Raw genomic sequence first — 21,333 nt, 5'->3', positions numbered from 1 at the left:
TCAATGGTTTCAGAAGGATTTACCTTTGAAACCGTTGATTTATTAGCACTAGCAGCTCCTGATTCAGAAGCGCTTTAAGCGTTCTGGCTTAGAACTTCATGTTCGCAGTTATCCAGAACGTGCGACCGGCTTGCGTCACTCCCGAGACGCCAGAGCCACCTTGGAAGTAGCTGTTCACCCATGTCGGCGTGCCGTTGACGCTAACTTGGTTGTACTTGCGGAAATCTTTGTCGAACAAGTTGAAGATCTGCGCATTGATGCTCAGGTTTTTGTTGACTTGGTAGCTACCGCCAATGTGGAACAGTGCATAGCCTTTGAGGTCGCCTACTGCATCAAAGATTGGCTTTTGATCATCAGCATCAAGCTTTGCGTAAGAACCGCTGAAACGCGGGCTCTTGCTGCGGTATTCGCCACGTGCCCAAAGGCGCCACTGGCTAGCCGGCGTCCAGTCCATTTGCACATTCGCAATATGCTTGGCAGTGTTGGCCAGCTGGCCATTTTTCACACCGCCTTCAATTACTTCACTGTGCGTATAGGTGTAGCCACCACGCACTGCCCATTCTTTGTTCAACTGCGCACGCGTGGTCAGTTCCAAGCCCATAGTCTTGGCCTTGTCGACGTTGATGGAATAGTTAGCCGTCGGACTGTAAGCACAACTGGAAATGTAAACACCGCCTCGCTTACAGGTTCCACCAGAAGCAATCTTGTCCTTGATGTCGTTATGGAACAGCGTTGCACCTGCTGTCCAGCCAGACTTGTTGTCGAACAGGGCCGACAGCTCCACGCTGGTGCTGATTTCGGGCTTGAGGTTGGGGTTGCCGATATTGATCGTGGCACCTTGCCCACTAATCCCGCTCACGCCATCAATCAACTGGTTCAGACGCGGGGCCTTAAAGCCCTGGCTCACGCCGCCCTTGAAGGTCCAGTTGGTTGCGGCATCCCACACCAAATAAGCGCGGGGGCTGAAGTTGCCTCCAAACGCATCATGGTGGTCATAGCGGCCGCCCAGCGTGGCGGTCAGGCCCTGACGCAGACGCCATTCATCTTCCACAAACAGCGACCACATGGTTTGCTTATGGCTGTTAGGCAGCAGACCATCTTTGAGCTTGGCATCCCAGAACTGGCCGCCCACGGTCAAAACATGCTTGTCACCCAAAGGGGCGACCAGCTTGCTGTCCAGCACCATGTTGGTGGTTTTGAGTTCACGATCTGTGCCTGCGCGCACATCGCCAATAGGTACTGCACCGCTGGGAATAGTGCGACCAATGGTCTCGGTTTCGGTGTGCATCAGGCTGCTTGTCAACGTGCCAAAGCCCAGTCGACCGGTGTGACCGATAGAGACTTGATCGCGGTTAAAGCGCATCGCATCACGATAACCAGGCAAGGCCAAGTCACCATTTTTATCAACAGGCCTGAGCGCATCGCGGTTACCCAAACGGCCATCTTCGTTGTTGTACCAAGTACGCGCCTGATCCACATCCAGCCACAGGTCGTGATAGCGGTTAGGCGTCAAAGACAGGCGGGCACCCAGGCTGTGCTGGCGGCTTTCTGCAGGGGCCGGGTTACGGGCACCAGCGGGTTGATTGGCATTGGGGGCCAGCACCCAGTCTGACGCCTCACGGCCGCTGGCACTGCCGCGAATGGCCAAGCCAAGTACGTCTGACTTGATAGGGCCGTTGATATATAGATTGCTCTTGTACTGGTTGCCCCATTCGCTGTCTTGAGGAATGCCCATGCCGACGCTGACTTCGCCGCCCCATTCTTTGGCCACCTTGCGGGTGATGATGTTGATCACACCGCCCATAGCGTCCGAGCCGTACAGCGTGGACATGGGGCCGCGAATCACTTCAATGCGTTCAATCGCCGAAACAGGCGGCATAAAGCTGGTCAGCGCTGCGCCAAAGCCGTTAGGAGTTACATCGCCAGCCACGTTCTGGCGGCGACCATCGATCAAGATCAGCGTGTAGTCGCTAGGCATGCCGCGAATGCTGATATCGAGGCCACCGGTCTTGCCCGTGCCGCCCATGACATCAATGCCTTCCACGCCCTGCAGTGCTTCAGCCAGATCACGGAAATTCTTGCTCTCCAGCTCTTTGCGCGTCACCACCGAAATTGAAGCCGGCGCATCCTTGAGTTCTTGCTCAAAGCCTGTGGCGGAGACCACCACCTCTTCCATGGTGGACTCTTTAGTTTGCGCAAAAGCAGCAGAACTAGCGCAAACAGCGGCTGCGGCCAGCGCCAGCAAACGGGGTTGCCAAGTGGTGTGACGAGCGCGGCTTTGGGCTGCGTTGGACATGATGACTCCTCGGCCTGTGATCAACAGGTCGTTGTTAGATATTGGAAAGATGAGTCGGCCCGATAGGAGGGGCCTGAGCGTCAGCTGGCGGAGCAGCTAATGGGAGACAAAGCCGAGGTTGTATGTAAAGTTATGGGCTCTGACGGTTGCAATTATGTACGATTTGTAAACGCAAACCAATCTCATTCGCTGTTTGAATGTAGTTTTTTGCCTACGTTTTCTCTGCTTTTTTCTATGCACATAGCATTAAAAATACAGGCTTTCGCTACTTGCTTTGGCTACATATTTATTAAAGAAAAAGCGCTCAACTCCTTTCGGATAGAGCGCTTCTTGCTATCTATTAATGAGTGTTTAGACGTTGCTCACGGCAGGTCTTTCATAGGTGCTGGCTCATTGCTAGGGCGTGGCCCCACGGTGCCCAAACGCTCCCTCAGCGACTGAGGCTGGCCGGTAATCAACGCCGCATAGTTGGTGGTGTTGGAGAGCACCTTTTTGACGTAATCGCGCGTCTCCGTAAAGGGCACGTTTTCCGCCCAAATGGCAGCGTCTAACGTGGGGCCGTTGCGCCAATTGCGGGGGCGACCGGGGCCTGCGTTGTAGCCCGCAGCGGCCATCGCCATAGAGCCATCAAAGTCATCCAGCGCCAGCTTGAGGTAAGCCGTGCCGATGGTGATGTTGGTTTCGCGGTCGTTAATCATGCCGGGGGTAAAGCCGGTCATGCCGATTTTTCGAGCCGTCCAAGTGGCGGTGGCAGGCATGACTTGCATGAGACCGGAAGCGCCCACACCCGAGCGCGCATCCATGATGAAGCGGCTTTCTTGGCGAATCAGGCCATAAACATAGGCGGGGTCCAGGCCAATATTGCGTGACTTGCTGAGCACCGTGTCGTGATAGGGCATGGGAAAGCGCTGTTTCCAGTCGGCAAACGACTTGGTGCGCTCGCTGGTGTTAATGCAGCGATCCCACACTTGGCGCTCGCAGGCTAAGTCGGCAGCGGCATATAGCTCGCGGTCATCCATACCGCCAGACTGGTGCAAATTGGTGCTGTAGTTCCACTCACGCACGCCCTCGCTGCGCAAGCCGATGCTGATGGCATACAGGCTGCGGCGCAGGCCGGGGTTGGCGCGGGCGGCGGCTTTTTCTTCAGCCGTAAGCGCTGCGGGCACGGGCGGCACGCTGATGCGCTGGCCAAGGTCTTCCAGCGCCAATTGCTCGTAAAAGCTGCCGCTGCCTGCCGTTTTTTCCAGCAGTTGCTGAGCCTCGGCTTTTTCTTCTGCATTGGGGCGGCTGGCCAAGATGGACTTCGCCTTCCAGTAGACCCAAGCGGGATCAAGTCGCTCAGCACCCATGGCATCGACTGCGCGGCGCACAGCCTTCCAGTCACCGGCGCGCAGGGCGGCGCGCACCTTCCAGCCCAGCAGCTCGTCGCTCAGGTCTTCATTGCGGCGCACTTTGCCAAAGTAGGTGTTGGCGTCTGGCGAGAGTTTGAAGGCGGCTTGCTTGCCTGCTACGGCCCACGCCCAGTTGCGCTCTTCCGCATTCAATTGCGCGCCCCAGCCGCCTTCAAGCCAGCCTGCAGCGCCATCGGGGTCATTGGCTGCCATGCGAATCAGGGCCAGCAGCGCCAGCTCTTTGCGCTCGCGCCCGCGCACCTTGCTGCTGCCGGCCAGATATTTGGCGGGAGAGGCAAAGACTAGCGCCACTTGGTCTGCGACTTCCGGCGCAACGATGGCTACCGCATCACGCGCCGCTTTTTGGCGGTTGTTTTCAGCGGCTACCCGGGCGCGGCGCCAGACGTCCGCTTCGGTGATCAGCTTGCTGGCGTACATCTGTCCTGCTGCCGTGGTGCAGCCGTCGTCGGCATCTTTTTGCGACATCCACAAGTCACGCACCTGCTGGCCCACATTAGCAGCTGCACGGCCTTGCAAGGCATCGGCCAGCAAGGCGTAGCAGGTGACGGATTTATCGTCGCGCATACGAAACTGCGGGTAGACGCGGCCAAACGTGCTCCAGTCGCGCTGCTTGCCTAACAGCAGCAACCAATCGTTGCGCATACGGTCTTCTTGGTAGCTGCCGGCGTAACGGGTGAGAAAGGCCTGGATTTCATCAGGCGCGCTGGTTTCAAGGCGATTCTTGAGTTCCCAGTAAGCGGCCCAAGCTTCAAGGGGGTGACCGCTGGCCTGTGGCAGCAGCTGGGTCAGTGTCGTTTGGCTGCGTGCACGGAATGCTTTTTGCATATCCAGCAACACGGCATCGCCGGAATTTTGTGCCTGCGCAAACGGAGCAGCTACAGTCAACACAGAAGCCGCACAAAGCGGTGTCAAAATCTTCAGCCAGTGCATGGAGGAAATTACCCGATGGACAAAGCAGCGTTACGCCGCAAGTTGATTGAACTGCGCCTCAACCTTCCCAATCGCCTTGAGCGCGCAGATGCGCTTCAGCAGGTGATGCGCTTTTGGCTGATGGAGCGACCCGATACCGTGATTGGCGCTTACTGGCCCATCAAGGCAGAGTTCGATCCGCTGCCCGCCCTGCATCGTTGGAAAGAAGATGGCGAGCTACAGGGTACCCCACAACGACGCAGAATTGGCCTGCCCGTGATCGACAAACAGCGTAAGACGCTGAGTTTTCACGCTTGGTACCCCGGCTGCCCTATGGAGGAAGACGCCTATGGCATCCCCAAACCCAAAGATACTGAGCTGCTAGTGCCCACGCTGCTGTTTGTGCCCTGCGTGGGTTATGCGCCTGGTGGCTACCGTTTGGGCTATGGCGGCGGCTTTTATGACCGCACGCTGGCCGAGCTGACGCCGCGCCCATTTACCGTGGGGCTGGGTTACACCAACGGTTATCTGGATGACTTCCAGCCTGAAACCCATGATTTACCCCTAGACGCCATCTTGAACGACAACGGTGTAGTCTGGCCTGTCTGAACCTTTGGTTTGAATTTTTGAACTGTTTGCCATGAGTCGCCCGAACAAGAATATCCCCCAGCGCCGCTACCGCCCGCGCCCTCCTCTGACCGTGATGCAGCAACCCCTCACACGTGAAGTGGTGGACCGACTGCAGGCCCATATGCGCCGCCACGGCCCCCGCAGCCTGACGCCGCGCCAGCACGATGCTATTTGGGACTTTCTGTATGAACTGCCTGAAAGCAAGGTCTGGCTCAGCCACATGGCGGGCCAGATTCAGGCCGGGCAAAACGCTTTGCGCCCCGCTGCCAGGGCATGAAGGAGGCGGACAGCTTCCCTACTAGACTGTCTGCACAGGAGAAGGCATTGCTGGCGCAATACCAGCAGTTGCCTTCGGGCAAAGGCCGCCTGCTGCACCTGTTGGCAGTAGAGATCGTGCCGCCCGCCATCTTCGTGGGGTTGTGGTGCTGGAGCGGCGAAGTGCTGTTCTTGCTGATGCTGGTGGCGCTGCTGGTGTTCTTTAACCTGCTGCGCGTGATGCGCCAGCGCAAAACGAGGGCGTTGCTGGCGTCCCTCTCCAGCAAGTTGCCAGGTGAAGCCCGCGAACCCAGCGAGGACTGAGCCGCTCTTCACCAAGGAAGCCAGGACTTCAAGGAGAAATGCCTTGAAGTCCTTTTTATTGATGGACTTGTTGCTATGAATTCAATAGTCCAATGCGCTATTCAATCAGCACTGGCCGCTTGCGCAGCGCGCCAGTGCGTCCAGCCCGATGCACGCAGCTCGCAAGCCGGGCAGCTGCCGCAGCCGTAGCCCCAGTCATGCAGCGCATCACGCGTGCCTTGGTAGCAGGTGTGGGTCTCCACGCGAATCAGCTCGATCAAAGCATCGCCGCCCAAGTCATAAGCCATCTGCCAAGTCTGGGCCTTGTCCAGCCACATCAGGGGGGTGTCTATGCGCAGGCGGCGCTCCAGCCCCAAGTTCAGCGCCAGCTGCTGCGCCTTCATGGTGTCGTCGCGGCAGTCGGGGTAGCCTGAGTAATCGGTCTCGCACACGCCGGTGACGATCACCGTCAGCCCACGGCGATAGGCCAGCGCGCCGGCCAGTGTCAAAAACAGCAGATTGCGGCCCGGCACAAAGGTGTTGGGCAAACCATCGGCTTGCATGGCAAAGGCCACATCGTCGGTCAGCGACGAGCCGCCAATCTGCTTGAGCACATCGAGCGACAGCACATGGTCTTCCCCCAGACGCGGCGCCCATGCAGGAAAGCGCTTGGCCAACTGCTCGCGCACTCCAGCGCGCACCTCCATCTCTACGCTGTGGCGCTGGCCGTAGTCAAAGCCCAGCGTCTCCACATGATCAAACATGGCCAGCGCCTGCGCCAAGCAAGTCGTGGAGTCCTGCCCGCCAGAAAACAGCACTAGCGCGCCCTTGTGGTGGCCCGCGCCCGCAGCATTCACCGTGCAATGGCTAGAAATATTGGAAGTATTTGGCATATGTTTGTAATTACATCATCACTGGCACAGTCCTACGCATCACTGCGGCGCTCAGAACTACAGACTGCCCCTTCAAGTCCCTAAGCTCAAAAGCGTAAAAATTTAGGGAAATCTAGGGGCACCGCCATGTTGAAGCTCTATATCGGCAACAAAAATTACTCGGCATGGTCCATGCGTCCATGGGTGCTGATGCGCCAAAGCGGCATTCATTTTGAAGAAGTCAAGCTACGCTTTGACAGCTTCGCGCCGAACTCCGAATTCAAAAAACAAGCCTTGGTACTGTCACCAACGGCCAAGGTGCCGCTGCTAACGGATGAAGACCTCATCATCTGGGACAGCTTGGCCATCTGCGAATATTTGGCCGAGCGCTTTCCTGAAAAGAACCTCTGGCCCAAAAATTCAGGCCAACGTGCCCGGGCGCGCAGCCTCGTCGCTGAGATTCACAGCGGCTTTGGCGCACTGCGCACCATTTGCCCCATGAACATCGAAGCGCGTCTGGATACGATAGGCGCCCAACTGTGGGAGCGCCACCCCGAGCTGCGCGCCGATGTGCGCCGCCTTGAAGCAATGTGGATACCCGCGCTGGAAGTGGCCAACGGCCCCATGTTGTTTGACCAATTCGGCATTGCCGATGCCTTCTTTGCCCCTACCTGCATGCGTATCAACAGCTATGGCCTGCCCACCTCCAAGCTTGTCACCGCCTATGTGCAGCGCATCTGCTTGCTGCCATCTACGCAAGAATGGGTGAAGGGCGCACTGGCCGAGCACGACTTTGTGCCGTTTGAAGAGCCTTACCGCACGCATCGCTAAGGCAAAAACTGTGCAACACCTCGCTCACTGCCACTAACATTGGCGCATGAGCGAATTCAAGGTTTACAAGGTGGGTGGTGCAGTGCGCGATGCATTGCTGGGTCTGAGCGTCAACGACACAGACTGGGTGGTAGTGGGTGCCACGCCCGAGCAAATGACCGCACGCGGTTTTGTACCCGTGGGGCGCGACTTTCCGGTTTTTTTGCACCCCAAAACCCATGAGGAGTATGCGCTGGCCCGCACCGAGCGCAAGCAAGGCATGGGCTACCGCGGCTTTGTGGTGCACACCGCCGCTGATGTGACGCTGGAAGAAGATCTGGCGCGGCGCGATCTCACTATCAACTCCATAGCAGCACCTCTAGATTGGACAAGCGACAGCGGGCCAAAAGACCTTGTAGACCCCTACAACGGCCAGCAAGACCTGAAAGATCGGGTGCTGCGCCATGTGACCGAAGCCTTTCGCGAAGACCCGGTGCGCATTCTTCGCCTGGCCCGCTTTGCGGCCCGCTTTACCGATTTCTCCGTCGCCCCTGAAACCATGGCGCTGATGCGCGAAATGGTGGCCGCTGGCGAGGTTGATGCCTTGGTGCCAGAGCGCGTGTGGCAAGAAATCAGCCGCGGCCTGATGGAAGAGCAGCCGTCCCGCATGTTCAACATTCTGCGCGAATGTGGTGCGCTTGAGCGGCTCCTACCCGAACTCAACAAGCTCTGGGGTGTGCCCCAACGGGCCGAATACCACCCCGAAATAGACACCGGCGTGCACGCCATGATGGTGCTGGATATGTCAGCACAGCTGCAAACGCCGCTGACCGTGCGCTTTGCCTGCCTGTGCCATGACTTTGGCAAAGGCACGACCCCTGCCGATGTGCTGCCCCGCCACATTGGCCACGAGCAGCGCAGCGCCCGCTTGCTGCTGCAAGTGTGCGAGCGTTGGCGCGTGCCCAACGATTGCAAAGAGCTGGCCGAAGTCGTGGCCCGCGAGCATGGCAACATTCATCGCAGCAATGAGCTCAATGCCGCCGCTGTCTTGCGACTGCTTGAGCGCTGCGACGCCATTCGCAAGCCAGAGCGTTTTGAACAAGCCCTGCTGGCCTGCGAATGCGATGCGCGCGGCCGCCTCGGCTTTGAGGAAGCGCCCTACCCGCAGCGCCAACGCCTGAGTGCTGCACTGAACGCCGCGCTGGCGGTTGAAACGGCACCCGTCGCTCAAGCTGCCGCTCAGCGAGGCTTGAAAGGTAAAGCCATTGGCGATGCAGTGAGCCAAGCGCGCGAGCAGGCAGTTGCGCTGCAGTTGCAATCTCAAACTCCATCTCAATTGCAACAACCACAAACGTCTGCAACAGATTTACCCGCCCCCGCCGCACCCACCGCCTGAGCCAGAGCACACCAAGGGAACACCCGCAGAGGGAAAACCGCCTCTCGCCCGCCTTAAATCAGGCAGGAATATGTAGGACTGCAGGCTGCACGGCCACCGCGTAGCACTTCTGCATCTCGACGCATATTCCCCCTGTTTCTTGCTCTGGAGGTTTCCCTCATGGCTTACGTCCTTCCCGGCCAGCCCGGTGCGCTGCATACATACCAAGACCGCTATGAAAATTACATTGGCGGCCAATGGGTGCCGCCCAGCGGGGGTGAGTACTTCGATGTCATCACGCCCATCAGCGGCAAGGTCTACACCAAGGCGGCCCGGGGCACGGCTGCTGACGTTGAAAAAGCCATAGATGCAGCCCACGCCGCCGCCGACGCATGGGGCAAAACCAGCCCCACCGAGCGCAGCGGCATTTTGCTAAAAATTGCCGACCGCATTGAAGCCAATCTTGAGCTGCTGGCCTATGTGGAAACCATAGACAACGGCAAAGCGATCCGCGAGACGCTGAATGCCGATATCCCGCTGACGGCCGACCATTTCCGCTACTTTGCGGGCGCCATTCGCACACAAGAAGGCGGCATCAGCCAGATCGATGGCGACACGGTGGCCTATCACTTTCACGAACCGCTGGGCGTGGTCGGGCAGATCATTCCGTGGAACTTCCCCATCCTGATGGCCGCGTGGAAGCTGGCGCCTGCGCTGGCTGCCGGTAACTGCGTGGTTCTCAAACCGGCGGAGTCCACCCCTATCTCCATCTTGGTACTGGCCAAGCTGATTGGTGATTTGCTGCCACCGGGCGTGCTCAACATCGTCAACGGCTTTGGCCGTGAGGCCGGTATGCCGCTGGCCCAAAGCAAGCGCATTGCAAAAATCGCCTTCACCGGCTCCACCAGTACCGGCCGCGTTATCGCGCAGGCTGCGGCCAACAGTCTGATCCCGGCCACGCTGGAGCTGGGCGGCAAGTCGCCCAATATCTTCTTTGCCGATGTGATGGACAAGGACGACAGCTTCCTCGACAAGGCCATCGAAGGCTTGGTGCTCTTTGCCTTCAACCAAGGCGAGGTCTGCACCTGCCCATCGCGTGCATTGATCCATGAGTCCATCTACGACAAGTTTATGGAACGCGTCTTAAAGCGCGTGGCCGCCATCAAGCAGATCGACCCGCTGGACCCCAACTCCATGATGGGTGCGCAGGCCAGCAAAGAGCAGCTGACAAAAATCCTGTCTTACCTTGACCTAGGCAAGCAAGAAGGCGCCGAAGTGCTGTGCGGCGGCGCGCAGGCCCAGCTAGGCGGCGCACTGGATGGCGGCTACTACGTGCAGCCCACCATCTTTAAGGGCCACAACAAGATGCGCATCTTCCAAGAAGAAATCTTCGGCCCCGTGCTGGCCGTGACCACCTTCAAAACCGAAGAAGAAGCGCTGGAGCTGGCCAACGACACCTTGTACGGCCTGGGCGCCGGTGTCTGGAGCCGCAACGGCAATGTGGCCTACCGCATGGGCCGCGCCATCAAGGCCGGGCGCGTGTGGACCAACTGCTACCACGCCTACCCCGCACATGCGGCGTTTGGTGGATACAAGGAATCGGGCATCGGGCGGGAGAATCACAAGATGATGCTGAACCACTACCAGCAGACCAAGAACTTGCTGGTGTCCTACTCCGAATCCAAACTAGGCTTCTTCTAAAGCGTGGTCGTGGGAACGCCGGATGCTTCGTTGCAAACCCTCGTCGTAGCGCTGCTACTGTCTTCGGGTCTGCGCCTCGCCTGCGGCGCTCCCACACCCACGCAACAACTTTTTAATTTTCACGAAATCTGCCGCTAGTCCTTATCAATAAAGGACTAGCTCATCAAACACCATAGCAAGGAGCACCCATGGTCGATCGCGTCATTGCCACCCCGGCAACGCTGGAGCTGATCGATGTGCTCCGCGCCAAGTACGGGCCAAACTTGTTCTTTCACCAGTCAGGCGGCTGCTGCGACAACAGCGCTGCCAACTGCTATATCGAGGGCGAGCTGACCATCGGCCCCGGCGATGTGAAGCTGGGCGAGATTGGTGGCCTGCCGTTTTACATGAGCGTCTCGCAGTTCGAATACTGGCAGCACACCCAACTCATCATCGACGTGATCGACGGCCACGGAGGCGGCACGCTGTCGCTGGAGGGACCAGAGGGCAAAGCCTTTCTGACCCGATCACGCGTGTTCAGCGATGAGGAAATGGCGGCGTTGCGGCTGCAAGCGCTGGGGTGACTCCTCCCTTCAAATCACCGACTGCACCCATCGCACGATCTCACCCGCTGGCATGGCACCGGAGACTCGTGCCAGCTCCTTGCCTTCTTTGAAGATCACCATGGTGGGAATACTGCGAATGCCAAACGGCGCAGACGGCTGCGGATAAGCCTCGGTATCAAGCTTGGCTAACTGCGCCTGCCCCGCAAGTTGCTGCGCGGCTTGGGTAAAGGCAGGGGCCATCATGCGGCAAGGGCCACACCAAGGTGCCCAAAAATCCACCACCACCGGCAACTGGCTGCGGCCTATGTGTTTGGCAAAGCTGCCGTCATCCAGCGCCACGGGCTCACCCGTTATCAGCGGCTTGTGGCAGCTGCCGCAGTCAGGCTGATTGCTTAACTGCTCTTTGGCGATGCGATTGGTGGTGTGGCAGTGAGGGCAGACGTAATGCAAGGATTCAGACACAGAGCAACCTTTCTGTAACGGTGCATGGCTTGTGCAAGTGGGCACAAGTTGGATTCATGGCGATATGTGCAGACAAAGCCGGCTGATTCAAGTCAGCCCACTCAAAGCTTCACAAAGCGCGCAATCAACGCAGCGATCACCGTCAGCACGACGGTGCTGGCGATGGGCAAAAAAATCTCTTTGCCAAACAGCCGAAAGCGAAAGTCCCCGGGCAGACGCCCCAGCCCAATGCGCTGCAGCCAGCCGTGCAGGCCGTTAATGAGTAACAGGGCCAGAAAAATAACGATCAACCAGCGAATCATGGTGTGAAGTGTAGAAGCCGGGAGCAGCGGCAGGCCGTATCGCCCCCAATCCCCTCACGGTCCTCTGAGTTGGAGTTATGAGGTCGGCTGATTCAGGGCAAGACGCCATTGCCAGCCGTGGTGCACCAAGGCGGCCAGTCCATAGGCCACGGCCAGCGAGTGCAGACTCTGAATAAGCAAGGTGGCCGTAATCAGCAAATCACTAAGGCTGACTGCCATCAGATAGTTCCAAGGCAAAGCCGGTGGCCTTAAATGGGCGATGGAGTCCCCAAAGACTTTGCGCACCCGCCAAACCAACCAGCCACGCCGCAGCAGCCTGACCCAGGCCACCAGCGTGACCAATACGACCAGCAGCAGCCCGAGCCCAAACGTCACCGCCCGGAGATCGAGGTACTCATACCAAAGCAGGGCCAGAAGCAAGGCGTCTATGGCAAACACCCCGCACCAGCGGGCAATGGAAATGTGAATCGGTGTCTGGACCAGAACTACTTTCGGTGGTTAGAGACGGTGGGTTCTGTCGCCCTGCACAAAGCCCTGCGGCAGCCACGGCTCCACGCCTTTGCACAGGCCAATCACCTTGAACAGCTCCCCCATCTCGTGCTCCATCACCAGCTTGGATGCCATGGAGCGCGCCTTGAGGCCGACGGCGTCCATCTTGGGGCCCAGTCCGCAGTTGATGAGAAAGTAGGCCTGATTGGTGTAACCCAGCACCTCAAAGCCCGCATCTTGCGCAGCCACAGCCGTGCCAGTGAAGTTGACGTGGGCCGTGATGTCCTTGAGCCCCACCAGCGCCAGCGGGTCGCTATCGACCTGATGCTGGTAGTGGCAGACCACGGTGCCCATGTGGCGCTGCTCGTGGTAGTACTCACTCTCACCAAAGCCGTAGTCGATGAAAAAAGCAGCACCCCGAGTCAATCGCTCGCCCAAGGTGCGAATAAAGGCTTCGCCTTGCGGGTGAATTTCGGTCAAATAGTCGTGCGGGCCGCCAATATCGAATGGAGGGCGCAACTCCGTGGGGCGGTCTTCCCAAGCAAATCCCTCACCATTCACTACCACGCCGCGCTCGTGCCACTGGCCTTGAGTGCGCTGAAGCAGCTGCACAGGCATGGCGTCCAGCACCTCGTTGCCAATGATCACGCCTTCCATGGCATCCGGCAGCCTGTCCACCCAGCGCACCAAATGCTCGTACTTTGTCAGCGCCAGTTTCTGGCGTGCGCGCAGCGTGCCGGAGAGATCAACGATGGTGTAGCGCTCAGGCAACTCGCCCTGCAAGGCCAGTTCATCGAGAATTTGCAGAGCCAGCGCGCCGGTGCCAGCACCAAACTCCCAAATCTCGTTGGTATTCGTTTTTTGTAGCGCCTGCCGTAATTGGGACGCCACTAACTGGCCAAAAATAGGCGAAATTTCAGGCGCCGTCACAAAGTCGCTTCCCGACTCTGGCATGGCCCCGAATTTCGCCGTCTCATTGGCGTAATAGCCCAAGCCCGGCGCATAGAGCGCAAGCTCCATGAATCGGTCAAAAGGCAGCCAACCGCCCACGGCGGCAATTTCCTTGGCAATGCGAGATTGCAAGGCGCTAGTTAAACTGGTGGATTCTGTCGTCACAACCCGCATTTTCCACGAATGTCCACATCCGCCCGAACACGCACAGTATTGGTGACTGGTTCTGCCCGTCGCCTAGGTCGTGACATGGCCCTGGCCTTGGCCCGCGCGGGCTGGCAAGTGGCTGTGCATTACCGTGATTCTCAAGAGCAAGCTCTGCAAACCGTAGCAGCTTGTGCCGATATTTCGGGCGATAGCGCCGCTTTTGATGCCGATTTCTTTGACGAGGAATCTGTGCGCTCGCTGGTGCCGCGTGTGGTGGAGCGTTTTGGCCGCCTTGATGCGGTGGTCAATAACGCCTCGCTGTTTGAGCATGACGATGCCCAAAGCTTCAGCTATGTGGCGCTAGAAGCGCATATGCGCAGCAACACCGCTGCACCTATCTTGCTGTCGCAAGCGCTGCACGCCCATGTGCTGCAGCGCATTGCAGCCGGAGATGCTGAGGCAAGTGGCGCCGTGGTGAATGTGCTGGACCAAAAGCTCTGGAACCAGAACCCCGACTTTATGAGCTACACGCTGTCCAAAGCGGCTCTGGAAGCGGCCAACACCATGCTAGCTTTGGCGCTTGCGCCGCAGGTCCGCGTGGTAGGCGTGGCGCCCGGCTTGACCCTGACCAGCCATATGCTGAGCCAGGAAAAATTCGAAGCCCTGCATTCCATGAGCCCGCTGGGCCGTTCGTCCTCGCCCGAGGACATTGCCGCTGCCGTGTGCTTTGCACTGGAAAACCGCTCGATGACGGGCACAACCTTGCTGGTCGATGGCGGCCAGCATTTACAGCGCTTTGAGCGCGATTTTTCGATGATGTGAGGCCAGCCGGCCGCACTCCTCCCCCTTTTCCATGACTTCCTCTTCCGGACAACAGATTCTCACGCTCACCGGGCTGCGCTTTGACGCCAGCCTCGGCATTCTTGCGCATGAGAAAAAAACGCCTCAGCCTATTCAGGTTGATGCCGAACTCAACCTCGGCCCCCAGCCTCTAGCACCCAGTGATGACGATATTCTTCACGTGCTGGACTACCGCAAGGTGCGCCAAATCATCATCGACGAGTGCACTGCTGAGCATGTGAACTTGCTCGAAAGCCTGATCGGCAAGCTGGCCCATCGCCTGCTGCAGCTGCCCGGCGTGCGCGGCGTACGTGTGAAAATTGCGAAGCTAGAAATTTTTGACGACTGCGAAGTAGCCATTCGCATCGAAACCGGACAATGGTGAACCCCATGAATGCAGTAAACGACAACCCCTGGATTGCCGAAGAGGCCGAAGCCGCTGACGCAGCCGCCGCGCAAAATGCTGGCGAAGAAGCTGGCAAGCCCGGCAAAATCAAAATCGAGCGCGAGCAGATCAAGCTGGAAAAGCGTCTGTGCCGTGAAGTAGGCAAAGCCATTGTTGACTTCAACATGATTGAAGAAGGCGACAAGATCATGGTCTGCATGTCCGGCGGCAAGGACAGCTACACCATGCTCGACATTCTGCGCAAGCTGCAAAAGCGTGCGCCCGTGAAGTTCGATCTGGTCGCCGTGAACCTGGACCAGAAGCAGCCCGGCTTCCCCGACCACATCCTGCCCGAGTACTTCAAGAGCCTGGGCGTGGACTACCACATCGAAACGCAAGACACGTACAGCGTCGTCAAGCGCGTGGTGCCCGAGGGCAAGACCACCTGCGGTCTGTGCTCGCGCCTGCGCCGCGCCATTTTGTACAAGGTGGCTGACGAGCTGGGCTGCACCAAAGTGGCACTGGGCCACCACCGCGATGACATCGTGCAGACCATGATGCTCAACATGTTCTACGGCGGCCGAATGAAGGGCATGCCGCCCAAGCTGGTGTCTGATAACGGCAAGCATGTGGTGATTCGCCCTCTGGCCTATGTGCCCGAGAAAGACACCGCACGCTGGGCGCAGTACCAAAACTTCCCCATCATCCCTTGCAACCTCTGCGGCAGCCAGGACGGCCTGCAGCGCGTGGTCATCGGCGAGATGCTGCGCGAGTGGGAAAAGAAGTTCCCCGGCCGCATCGAGAGCATGTTCCGCGCCATGGGCAACATCGTGACTACGCACATGATGGACCCCCAGCTGCACGACTTCAAGGGTGCCAAGGCCACTGGCATTGCCGACCCGAACGGTGACATGGCGTTTGACCATGAAGAGCTGCCCACCATGGCCACCCTGCCCGGCGGCTTACAAGTGGTACAACTGTCCTAATTGGATTTTTGAACTAAACCGGGACGCATCAGTCCAATCAAAGGCCCGTGGCAATCAATTGCATGGGCCTTTGTCGTATCAGAGAGGTATCACCATGAACCTGCGCAACACTTCATACCGCTGGATTGGCATCGCTGCCCTAGCGGCAAGCGCCCTGCTGACCGGCTGCACCACCGTGCGTGAAGTCAATAGTTCGGTGCGAAGCTTCTCGTCGCTGAATGCTGTCCCTACTCCCGCCACTTATCGGCTAGAGACCCTGCCGTCTCAGCAGGGGCAAATGAACTTCCCCGCCATCGAGGCGCAGGCCCAGCATGCACTGGCGCACGTCGGCTTGATGCGCGATGACTCGCGCGCCAACTTGGTAGTGCAAATCAGCGCCACGGCCCGCCATGGGCGCGACTACGCCAGTTGGCCTTATTACGACCCCTACTGGGGACCGCGCTGGGGCATGGGTATGGGAATGGGTTTTGGCCGCGGTATGGGTTTTGGCTTTGGCGGCAACATGATGATGAATAGCCCGCCGCTGGAGTACTACCGCGCCGTGAGCATCGTCATGCGCGACATCAAAACTCAGCAAATCGTTTATGAAACCTCGGCCCAGCGCCAAGATGTGTGGACGGACGATGCCGCTATGTTCGGCATTTTGTTTGATGCAGCGTTAACGGGCTTTCCCAAGCCGCCACAAGGCCAGCGTAATGTGCGCACTGTCATTCAACCGCCTGAGCCCAAAACTCCAGCAGCAGTTCCCGGCGCAACAGCCGCACCAGTATCACCGGCTCCACTTACATCACCCACACCGGCAAAGAGCGCTCAATAACTTCGTAGCAAAAGTCTGACTCTGCATTGGCTTGAGGCTCCTGCTGCAGCCTCATTGTGCGCGTTGCAAACTTCCACATTTGCGCCGCCCTGCCGGGCGCAGAGCATGTTACCTTGGCGTCCATCGTGGCTCTCATTCATCCATGAAAGGAAATTCATCATGAAGTCAACAATCGCTAGCGCTTTGATCACCGCCGCACTGGCTGGCGCCACTTTTTCAGCCCAAGCTTCTGGCTGGGGTGATGCATTGAAAGAAGGCGCCTCCAGACTGGGTGCTGGCTCAAACAGCGCAGGCAGCGCGCCTAGCGACAGCGGCTCATCAGGCCTAGGCGCTTTGGGTGGACTGGTTGGCGGCGGTAGCTCTGGTAGTGGTGCTGGCAGTGGTATTGCCGGCGCCGGCTTGGCCGCTTTGGGTCTGGGCGGCCTCAGCGGCTCAGGCACGGTCAGCAATGCAGCAGGCGTGCTGACCTACTGCATGAAGAACAACTACCTGAATGCAGACAAAGCCACGCAGATCAAGGATCAGCTGCTGGGCAAGCTGGGACTGGGGCAAAAAGAAGAACCCAAGGACACTGGCTACCAAAACGGCCTGCTGGGCATGGTCACAGGCTCGGACGGCAAGAGCTTCAGTCTGGACAAGGTCAAGAGCAGCGTGAAGGAAAAGGCCTGCGACTTTGTGCTGAACAATGCCAAGTCACTGCTCTAAAAACTCTCAAATAAATAGCAACTAGTCCTTAATACATAAGGACTAGAGGCAAAAAAGGCTTGCAAATATGCAAGCCTTTTTGTTTTGACAAGAGCGCGTCTCAACAGTCGCGGCAGCTCATAAATCTCGCCGAATCAAAGCGCCCGTGAACAGCACCGGCCCTGTTGGCCCTGTTTCGCTGGGCACGCCGCCTTTAGGCTCTAGGCTGATGGCCAGCGCAGGCACGGCTTTGACATCGCCCTCTTGCGCCGCAAACTGCTCGAGCTTTCCCTGCCCCATCACACCTAAAGAGCGCGGCGCCCCTTCCGGAGGCAATGCCCAGAGTTGCAGCGACCGGTTGCTCGCTTCTTTGAAACCACCTACGCGCTGAAGCTGCAGCTGATTGCGCCTAGGGTCAAACGTGACCAACATGGAGGCCGCCGCCTTGCCATCGGCCAGCACCGCCACATATTGAATTTGCGGCGCAGCCTGCAATGCCGCCTGCGTTGTCTGCAGCTGGGTTTGCAGCGAAGACATTTGTTGTTGCGTGCTGTCTGTGAGCCAAAGTCCTACCGAGATAGCCGCCACCGTCGCCAAGCTGCCAGCCAACGCCAGTCCACGCCACCAAGCAAGTGCGCGGTTTGGCGACTTCGGTGCAGCAAGCTCTCGCTGCTCAAGCAGCTTGGCATGGGTCTTTTGCGCCTGCAGCAAATTGTCGATGCGTGTCCACACGGCTGCATCGGGCTGCACCGGCTGCTGCACTTCAGCAAAGGCTGACCAGCGGCCTTGCCACAGCAGCGCAGCAGCGCGCACCTGTGCATATTCACGCGCCAGTTGTTCAAAGCGCCGCTTGGCCCCGCCGCGCAAATGACCCAGCGCGTAGGCCGCCGCCAGGCGATCAAGTAGTTCAGGGTTTTGAGTCAGGTTCATGGTGTTTGCTCCTGCCCCTCAAACATGGCGCGCCATGCACTTGCGCAGCTGCTCCAAGCTGCGGCGCATCCATGTTTTCACAGTGCCCAGCGGCAGCTTGAGGTAGCTGGCCAACTCGCTTTGGCTCAGGTCTTTGAGGTAAGCCAAACTCACCACCTGCCTTTGCGCCTGCTCTAGTCGCTGCAAGCATTGATGCAGGGCGGCGGCCTGTTCACTGGCCTGCGCCCATTGCTGGGGGTTGTTGCCATCGTTGTCCGGCAGTTGCTCATCCATATCGTCAATCGGTACGTTGACATGCAAACGCTCGGCCCGGCGACGGCGTAAAAAGTCCAGTGCCCGGCTGCGCACCACCATGCCCATCCAAGCCAGAGGCGGACTCAGCGATTCGCGGTAATGGCCGGCGTTGCGCCAAATGCCCAAGAAACTGTCTTGCAGCACATCCTCAGCCCATTCTTTGTTGCCGACGATACGCAGCGCCAACCCATAAAGCCGCGAGGCGCTCTGGTCATACAGCTGTTTGAGAGCCGCCTCATCTTGGGCTGCTACGCGGTCTAGTAATTCCATCAGGTCTTTGTCTGGTGTGTTGGCGCTCATGCCCCATTGTGAACAGGCGAACCTGCTTGCGACGGTGTTGTTGCATTGCTGCCAAGCGATATTTGCTTGCCTCTCATGAACCTGTATACGCAGCAGCCTCGCTAATGGATTCAGATGATGGGTGAAACCCCTTAAAAAATATTGTTAAAAAGTTGAATCCAGTGACTCCGCCGCTGCGTATTCCATAGGTCGGACAGCGCAATTCGTCGACACCACCCCACTACGAATTAGGAGTCATCATGAACATCAATATGTTTGAAGGCCGCACCTCCAACACGGCCTCGCGTCGCGGATTTTTGAGCACTACGGGTATGCTGTCAGCCACGGCAGTCGCCATGCTGGCGAGCAAAGAGTCACTGGCTCAAGGCATGAGCCATGACCCCAGCAAAGATGTTTCCATCCTCAATGTGGCACTGGCGCTAGAGCATGAAGCCATCAACGCCTATCAACTTGGCGCCAGCAGCGGCTTGCTGCAAAAGCCTTTGCTAGATGTGGCCCTGCTGTTCCAAAGCCATCACAAAGCACACCGCGATGCCTTGATTGCCACTATTCAAAAGATGGGCGGCAAACCAGTGGCTGAAGCGGCCATGCAAATCTATGCCGAATCGCTCAAGGCAAGCACTCTTAAAAATCAGAACGATGTTCTGGCACTCGCAGCCAAGCTCGAGCTAGGCGCGACCAATGCCTACCTAGGCGTTATCCCAGCCTTTGAGAGTCGAGACCTTGCAAAAGTGGCCGGGCGACTTGCTGCTGACGAAACCATGCACTACACCGCGCTGACCTCGGCTCTGGGTCGCTCATTGCCCACGAATGCCTTGTCTTTTGGCGCCTGAATCGCGCCGTAAATACAGCATTGACCTCTCTCTCCCACCTATTTGAGGACACTCTCATGAAGCATTCACGCCTTATCACTTTGGCCATGGTTTCAGCTGCTGGCTTGGCTTTGTCTGCCTGCTCTTCCATGGGCTCACAAGCCATGTACTCTCAGGCCGATTTACCGGCAGCCGTGCAAGTACCCGCCGGGCACAAAGTGGCCATGGAAACCGTTGGCATAGGCCAAATCACTTATGAATGTCGCGCTAAAAAGGACATGGCTGCCGAGCATGAATGGGTGTTCGTCGGTCCTGATGCCAAGCTACAAACGCGCGGCGGCAACGTCATTGGCAAATACTGGGGCCCACCCGCTACTTGGGAAAACAATGACGGCTCCAAACTCACCGCTATGCAGTTAGCAGTAGCTCCAGCCGGTGCGGGCAACATCCCCCTGCAACTGGTTAAAGCCAACCCGGCCAGCGGCATGGGCGCCATGCAAGGCGTGAGCTATATCCAGCGAGTAGCCACCAAGGGCGGTGTTGCACCCAGCATGGCCTGTGGGGCTGGCAATCTGGGCAGCAAGCAAATTGTGCAATACCAGGCTGACTACATTTTCTGGAAAGCTATCTGATAACAAGCCCGGCTCATCGCCACGGTCATGCAACCAAAAAGGCTTGCCACTTTCAAGGCAGGCCTTTTTTCATGCGCTTGCTTTAGGCTCGGTTGAGAGTTAATCAAAGACCACAGACGGCACTTTCGCGACTCCGAAAAAATCTCAACAGATGCTCACGCACTCTGGCAGATGCCGATGGGAAAGCGACTCTTTCATGCCAAAAATGCAGCATGTCTTCGCCCAACGCAGATCTCTCCAGCCTGTCCATCAGTTTTCCCATGCGAATGCTGCTGTCTTGGCTGCGCATCAGCCAGCGCAATGCCATGTACCGCAGCGCCGCGCAGTTGCACACCATGCTCGAGCGAAATGTGCAAGCCGCCCCTGCCCCAAAGAGTGATTCTCAGCTGAAAGTGCAGCCACTCACCGCCCCTGTTTACTGGCAATGCTGGCAGCTTTCGCCGCAGCAACCGTCCACTACTACTTTGCCTTGCTGGCTTTACTTGCATGGCGGCGCTTATGTGCGCCCCATCACCCCTTGGCATTGGCGCATGCTGCGCGAGCTTGTATTGGGCAGCGGCTGCACCGTTCTGGTGGCGCAGTACCCGCTGGCGCCTCAATTCACCTGCTGCGCCACCATTACCGACTTGCTGCAGGCCGCGGCGCAATGGCTGGCACCCCATGCTCGCTGGGGCTTGATGGGTGACTCTGCCGGCGCGGGCATGGCTGTGGCCCTCACACTAGCTCAGCGCGATGCTGGGCTGGCTATGGCTGAGAAATTGCTACTCATCACGCCTTGGCTGGATGTAACGCTGCAAGGCGATGCCTGCAACGCTCTCGCTGCGCGAGACCCCATGCTCGCTCTCGATGGTGCCCGGGAAGCCGGACGCCTTTACGCAGGCAAGTTATCCACAAGTCACCCATGGGTCAGCCCCGCTTATGCCGATCTGCACAAACTGCCTCCCATAAGCCTGTGGTGCGCCCAGCATGATGTGTGTACCTCAGCATCATTGACGTTTGCCGAGCGAGCCCGGCAAGCGGGCTGCGACATACATATCCATCACGGCAGGCGCATGCCCCATGCATGGCCCCTGCTGCCCACACCCGAGGCGCATGCAACCCGGCAGCAATTGATCACACAGATGCGCAGTGAAGACACGCTGTTTGCAAGACAATGACAGGCTAAGAACCACTCATGCTGTACGAGCTTTCGCC

Annotated in this window: 24 protein-coding genes; 15 read left to right on the top strand and 9 right to left on the bottom strand. The window is 58.3% G+C overall.

Annotated elements, in window-relative coordinates:
• Positions 1–88: 88 nt before the first annotated feature.
• Both KUF54_RS14795 and KUF54_RS14790 read right to left on the bottom strand, forming a co-directional pair.
• The gene (locus tag KUF54_RS14795; protein ID WP_219343531.1) at positions 89–2,296 is read right to left on the bottom strand and encodes a TonB-dependent receptor domain-containing protein; all 2,208 of its coding nucleotides are present in this window, start codon (positions 2,294–2,296) and stop codon (positions 89–91) included.
• A 362-nt stretch (positions 2,297–2,658) separates the two neighbouring features.
• Positions 2,659–4,638: a lytic transglycosylase domain-containing protein gene (locus KUF54_RS14790; protein WP_219343530.1), complete on the bottom strand. Its 1,980-nt coding sequence runs from the start codon at positions 4,636–4,638 to the stop codon at positions 2,659–2,661.
• 15 nt (positions 4,639–4,653) lie between these two features.
• Between KUF54_RS14790 and KUF54_RS14785 the strand changes: the two genes are divergently transcribed.
• Genes KUF54_RS14785 through KUF54_RS14775 form a run of 3 tightly spaced genes read left to right on the top strand, consistent with a single transcriptional unit; the run spans position 4,654 to position 5,826 of the window.
• Positions 4,654–5,226 carry a 5-formyltetrahydrofolate cyclo-ligase gene (locus KUF54_RS14785; RefSeq protein WP_219343529.1) on the top strand — a complete coding sequence of 191 codons (573 nt, stop codon included), beginning with the start codon at positions 4,654–4,656 and terminating at the stop codon, positions 5,224–5,226.
• A 31-nt stretch (positions 5,227–5,257) separates the two neighbouring features.
• Positions 5,258–5,524 carry a hypothetical protein gene (locus tag KUF54_RS14780; RefSeq protein WP_219343528.1) on the top strand — a complete coding sequence of 89 codons (267 nt, stop codon included), beginning with the start codon at positions 5,258–5,260 and terminating at the stop codon, positions 5,522–5,524.
• Positions 5,521–5,826 carry a hypothetical protein gene (locus KUF54_RS14775; protein ID WP_219343527.1) on the top strand — a complete coding sequence of 102 codons (306 nt, stop codon included), beginning with the start codon at positions 5,521–5,523 and terminating at the stop codon, positions 5,824–5,826. The genes KUF54_RS14780 and KUF54_RS14775 overlap by 4 nt, the downstream gene beginning before the upstream one ends.
• 101 nt (positions 5,827–5,927) lie before the next feature.
• On the opposite strand, the gene queC is transcribed toward KUF54_RS14775, so the two are convergent.
• Positions 5,928–6,698: a 7-cyano-7-deazaguanine synthase QueC gene (gene queC / locus KUF54_RS14770; protein ID WP_255576143.1), complete on the bottom strand. Its 771-nt coding sequence runs from the start codon at positions 6,696–6,698 to the stop codon at positions 5,928–5,930.
• A 126-nt stretch (positions 6,699–6,824) separates the two neighbouring features.
• Between queC and KUF54_RS14765 the strand changes: the two genes are divergently transcribed.
• The 4 genes from KUF54_RS14765 to KUF54_RS14750 all read left to right on the top strand — a co-directional run bounded on the left by KUF54_RS14765 (position 6,825) and on the right by KUF54_RS14750 (position 11,126).
• Positions 6,825–7,508 (top strand): glutathione S-transferase family protein, encoded by a 684-nt coding sequence (locus KUF54_RS14765; protein ID WP_219343526.1) that lies wholly within the window; start codon positions 6,825–6,827, stop codon positions 7,506–7,508.
• Between the two features lie 46 nt (positions 7,509–7,554).
• Positions 7,555–8,883, top strand: coding sequence for a multifunctional CCA addition/repair protein (locus KUF54_RS14760; protein WP_255576142.1), 1,329 nt, complete (start codon positions 7,555–7,557; stop codon positions 8,881–8,883).
• 159 nt (positions 8,884–9,042) lie between these two features.
• Positions 9,043–10,563, top strand: coding sequence for an aldehyde dehydrogenase family protein (locus KUF54_RS14755; protein WP_219343525.1), 1,521 nt, complete (start codon positions 9,043–9,045; stop codon positions 10,561–10,563).
• A gap of 188 nt (positions 10,564–10,751) precedes the next feature.
• Positions 10,752–11,126 carry a DUF779 domain-containing protein gene (locus KUF54_RS14750; RefSeq protein ID WP_219343524.1) on the top strand — a complete coding sequence of 125 codons (375 nt, stop codon included), beginning with the start codon at positions 10,752–10,754 and terminating at the stop codon, positions 11,124–11,126.
• A gap of 9 nt (positions 11,127–11,135) precedes the next feature.
• Here the strand turns inward: KUF54_RS14750 and trxC are convergent, their stop codons facing one another.
• The 4 genes from trxC to KUF54_RS14730 all read right to left on the bottom strand — a co-directional run bounded on the left by trxC (position 11,136) and on the right by KUF54_RS14730 (position 13,486).
• Positions 11,136–11,570, bottom strand: coding sequence for a thioredoxin TrxC (gene trxC, locus KUF54_RS14745; RefSeq protein ID WP_219343523.1), 435 nt, complete (start codon positions 11,568–11,570; stop codon positions 11,136–11,138).
• Between the two features lie 101 nt (positions 11,571–11,671).
• Positions 11,672–11,872 carry a DUF2905 domain-containing protein gene (locus tag KUF54_RS14740; RefSeq protein WP_219343522.1) on the bottom strand — a complete coding sequence of 67 codons (201 nt, stop codon included), beginning with the start codon at positions 11,870–11,872 and terminating at the stop codon, positions 11,672–11,674.
• Between the two features lie 75 nt (positions 11,873–11,947).
• Complete coding sequence (locus KUF54_RS14735) at positions 11,948–12,310, bottom strand: hypothetical protein (protein ID WP_219343521.1); 363 nt, start codon at positions 12,308–12,310, stop codon at positions 11,948–11,950.
• 60 nt (positions 12,311–12,370) lie between these two features.
• Positions 12,371–13,486, bottom strand: a complete 1,116-nt coding sequence (locus tag KUF54_RS14730) for a class I SAM-dependent methyltransferase (RefSeq protein ID WP_219343520.1) — start codon at positions 13,484–13,486, stop codon at positions 12,371–12,373.
• A gap of 9 nt (positions 13,487–13,495) precedes the next feature.
• On the opposite strand from KUF54_RS14730, the gene KUF54_RS14725 reads away from it, so the two are divergent.
• The 5 genes from KUF54_RS14725 to KUF54_RS14705 all read left to right on the top strand — a co-directional run bounded on the left by KUF54_RS14725 (position 13,496) and on the right by KUF54_RS14705 (position 17,192).
• Positions 13,496–14,281, top strand: a complete 786-nt coding sequence (locus KUF54_RS14725; protein WP_219343519.1) for an SDR family oxidoreductase — start codon at positions 13,496–13,498, stop codon at positions 14,279–14,281.
• A 31-nt stretch (positions 14,282–14,312) separates the two neighbouring features.
• Positions 14,313–14,684 (top strand): dihydroneopterin aldolase, encoded by a 372-nt coding sequence (locus KUF54_RS14720; RefSeq protein WP_219343518.1) that lies wholly within the window; start codon positions 14,313–14,315, stop codon positions 14,682–14,684.
• 5 nt (positions 14,685–14,689) lie between these two features.
• Positions 14,690–15,670 (top strand): tRNA 2-thiocytidine(32) synthetase TtcA, encoded by a 981-nt coding sequence (ttcA, locus tag KUF54_RS14715; RefSeq protein WP_370627558.1) that lies wholly within the window; start codon positions 14,690–14,692, stop codon positions 15,668–15,670.
• A gap of 94 nt (positions 15,671–15,764) precedes the next feature.
• Positions 15,765–16,487, top strand: a complete 723-nt coding sequence (locus tag KUF54_RS14710) for a DUF4136 domain-containing protein (protein ID WP_219343516.1) — start codon at positions 15,765–15,767, stop codon at positions 16,485–16,487.
• A 159-nt stretch (positions 16,488–16,646) separates the two neighbouring features.
• The gene (locus tag KUF54_RS14705; RefSeq protein ID WP_219343515.1) at positions 16,647–17,192 is read left to right on the top strand and encodes a DUF2501 domain-containing protein; all 546 of its coding nucleotides are present in this window, start codon (positions 16,647–16,649) and stop codon (positions 17,190–17,192) included.
• Between the two features lie 117 nt (positions 17,193–17,309).
• Here the strand turns inward: KUF54_RS14705 and KUF54_RS14700 are convergent, their stop codons facing one another.
• Together KUF54_RS14700 and KUF54_RS14695 are read right to left on the bottom strand one after the other, a co-directional pair.
• A complete protein-coding gene (locus KUF54_RS14700) occupies positions 17,310–18,101 on the bottom strand; it encodes an anti-sigma factor domain-containing protein (protein ID WP_219343514.1) in 792 nt (263 codons plus the stop codon).
• A gap of 18 nt (positions 18,102–18,119) precedes the next feature.
• Positions 18,120–18,695: an RNA polymerase sigma factor gene (locus tag KUF54_RS14695; protein ID WP_219343513.1), complete on the bottom strand. Its 576-nt coding sequence runs from the start codon at positions 18,693–18,695 to the stop codon at positions 18,120–18,122.
• Between the two features lie 239 nt (positions 18,696–18,934).
• Here KUF54_RS14695 and KUF54_RS14690 point away from each other — a divergent pair, with 239 nt between their 5' ends.
• From KUF54_RS14690 to KUF54_RS14680, 3 genes are all read left to right on the top strand, one after another.
• Positions 18,935–19,528 carry a ferritin-like domain-containing protein gene (locus KUF54_RS14690; RefSeq protein ID WP_219343512.1) on the top strand — a complete coding sequence of 198 codons (594 nt, stop codon included), beginning with the start codon at positions 18,935–18,937 and terminating at the stop codon, positions 19,526–19,528.
• Between the two features lie 56 nt (positions 19,529–19,584).
• The gene (locus tag KUF54_RS14685; protein ID WP_219343511.1) at positions 19,585–20,139 is read left to right on the top strand and encodes a DUF3455 domain-containing protein; all 555 of its coding nucleotides are present in this window, start codon (positions 19,585–19,587) and stop codon (positions 20,137–20,139) included.
• A 212-nt stretch (positions 20,140–20,351) separates the two neighbouring features.
• Complete coding sequence (locus tag KUF54_RS14680) at positions 20,352–21,296, top strand: alpha/beta hydrolase fold domain-containing protein (RefSeq protein WP_219343510.1); 945 nt, start codon at positions 20,352–20,354, stop codon at positions 21,294–21,296.
• The last annotated feature ends 37 nt before the right edge of the window (positions 21,297–21,333 follow it).

The organism is Comamonas sp. Y33R10-2 (assembly GCF_019355935.1).
Classification (GTDB): domain Bacteria; phylum Pseudomonadota; class Gammaproteobacteria; order Burkholderiales; family Burkholderiaceae_C; genus Comamonas.
This window is presented reverse-complemented; position numbering and strand designations above follow the sequence as displayed.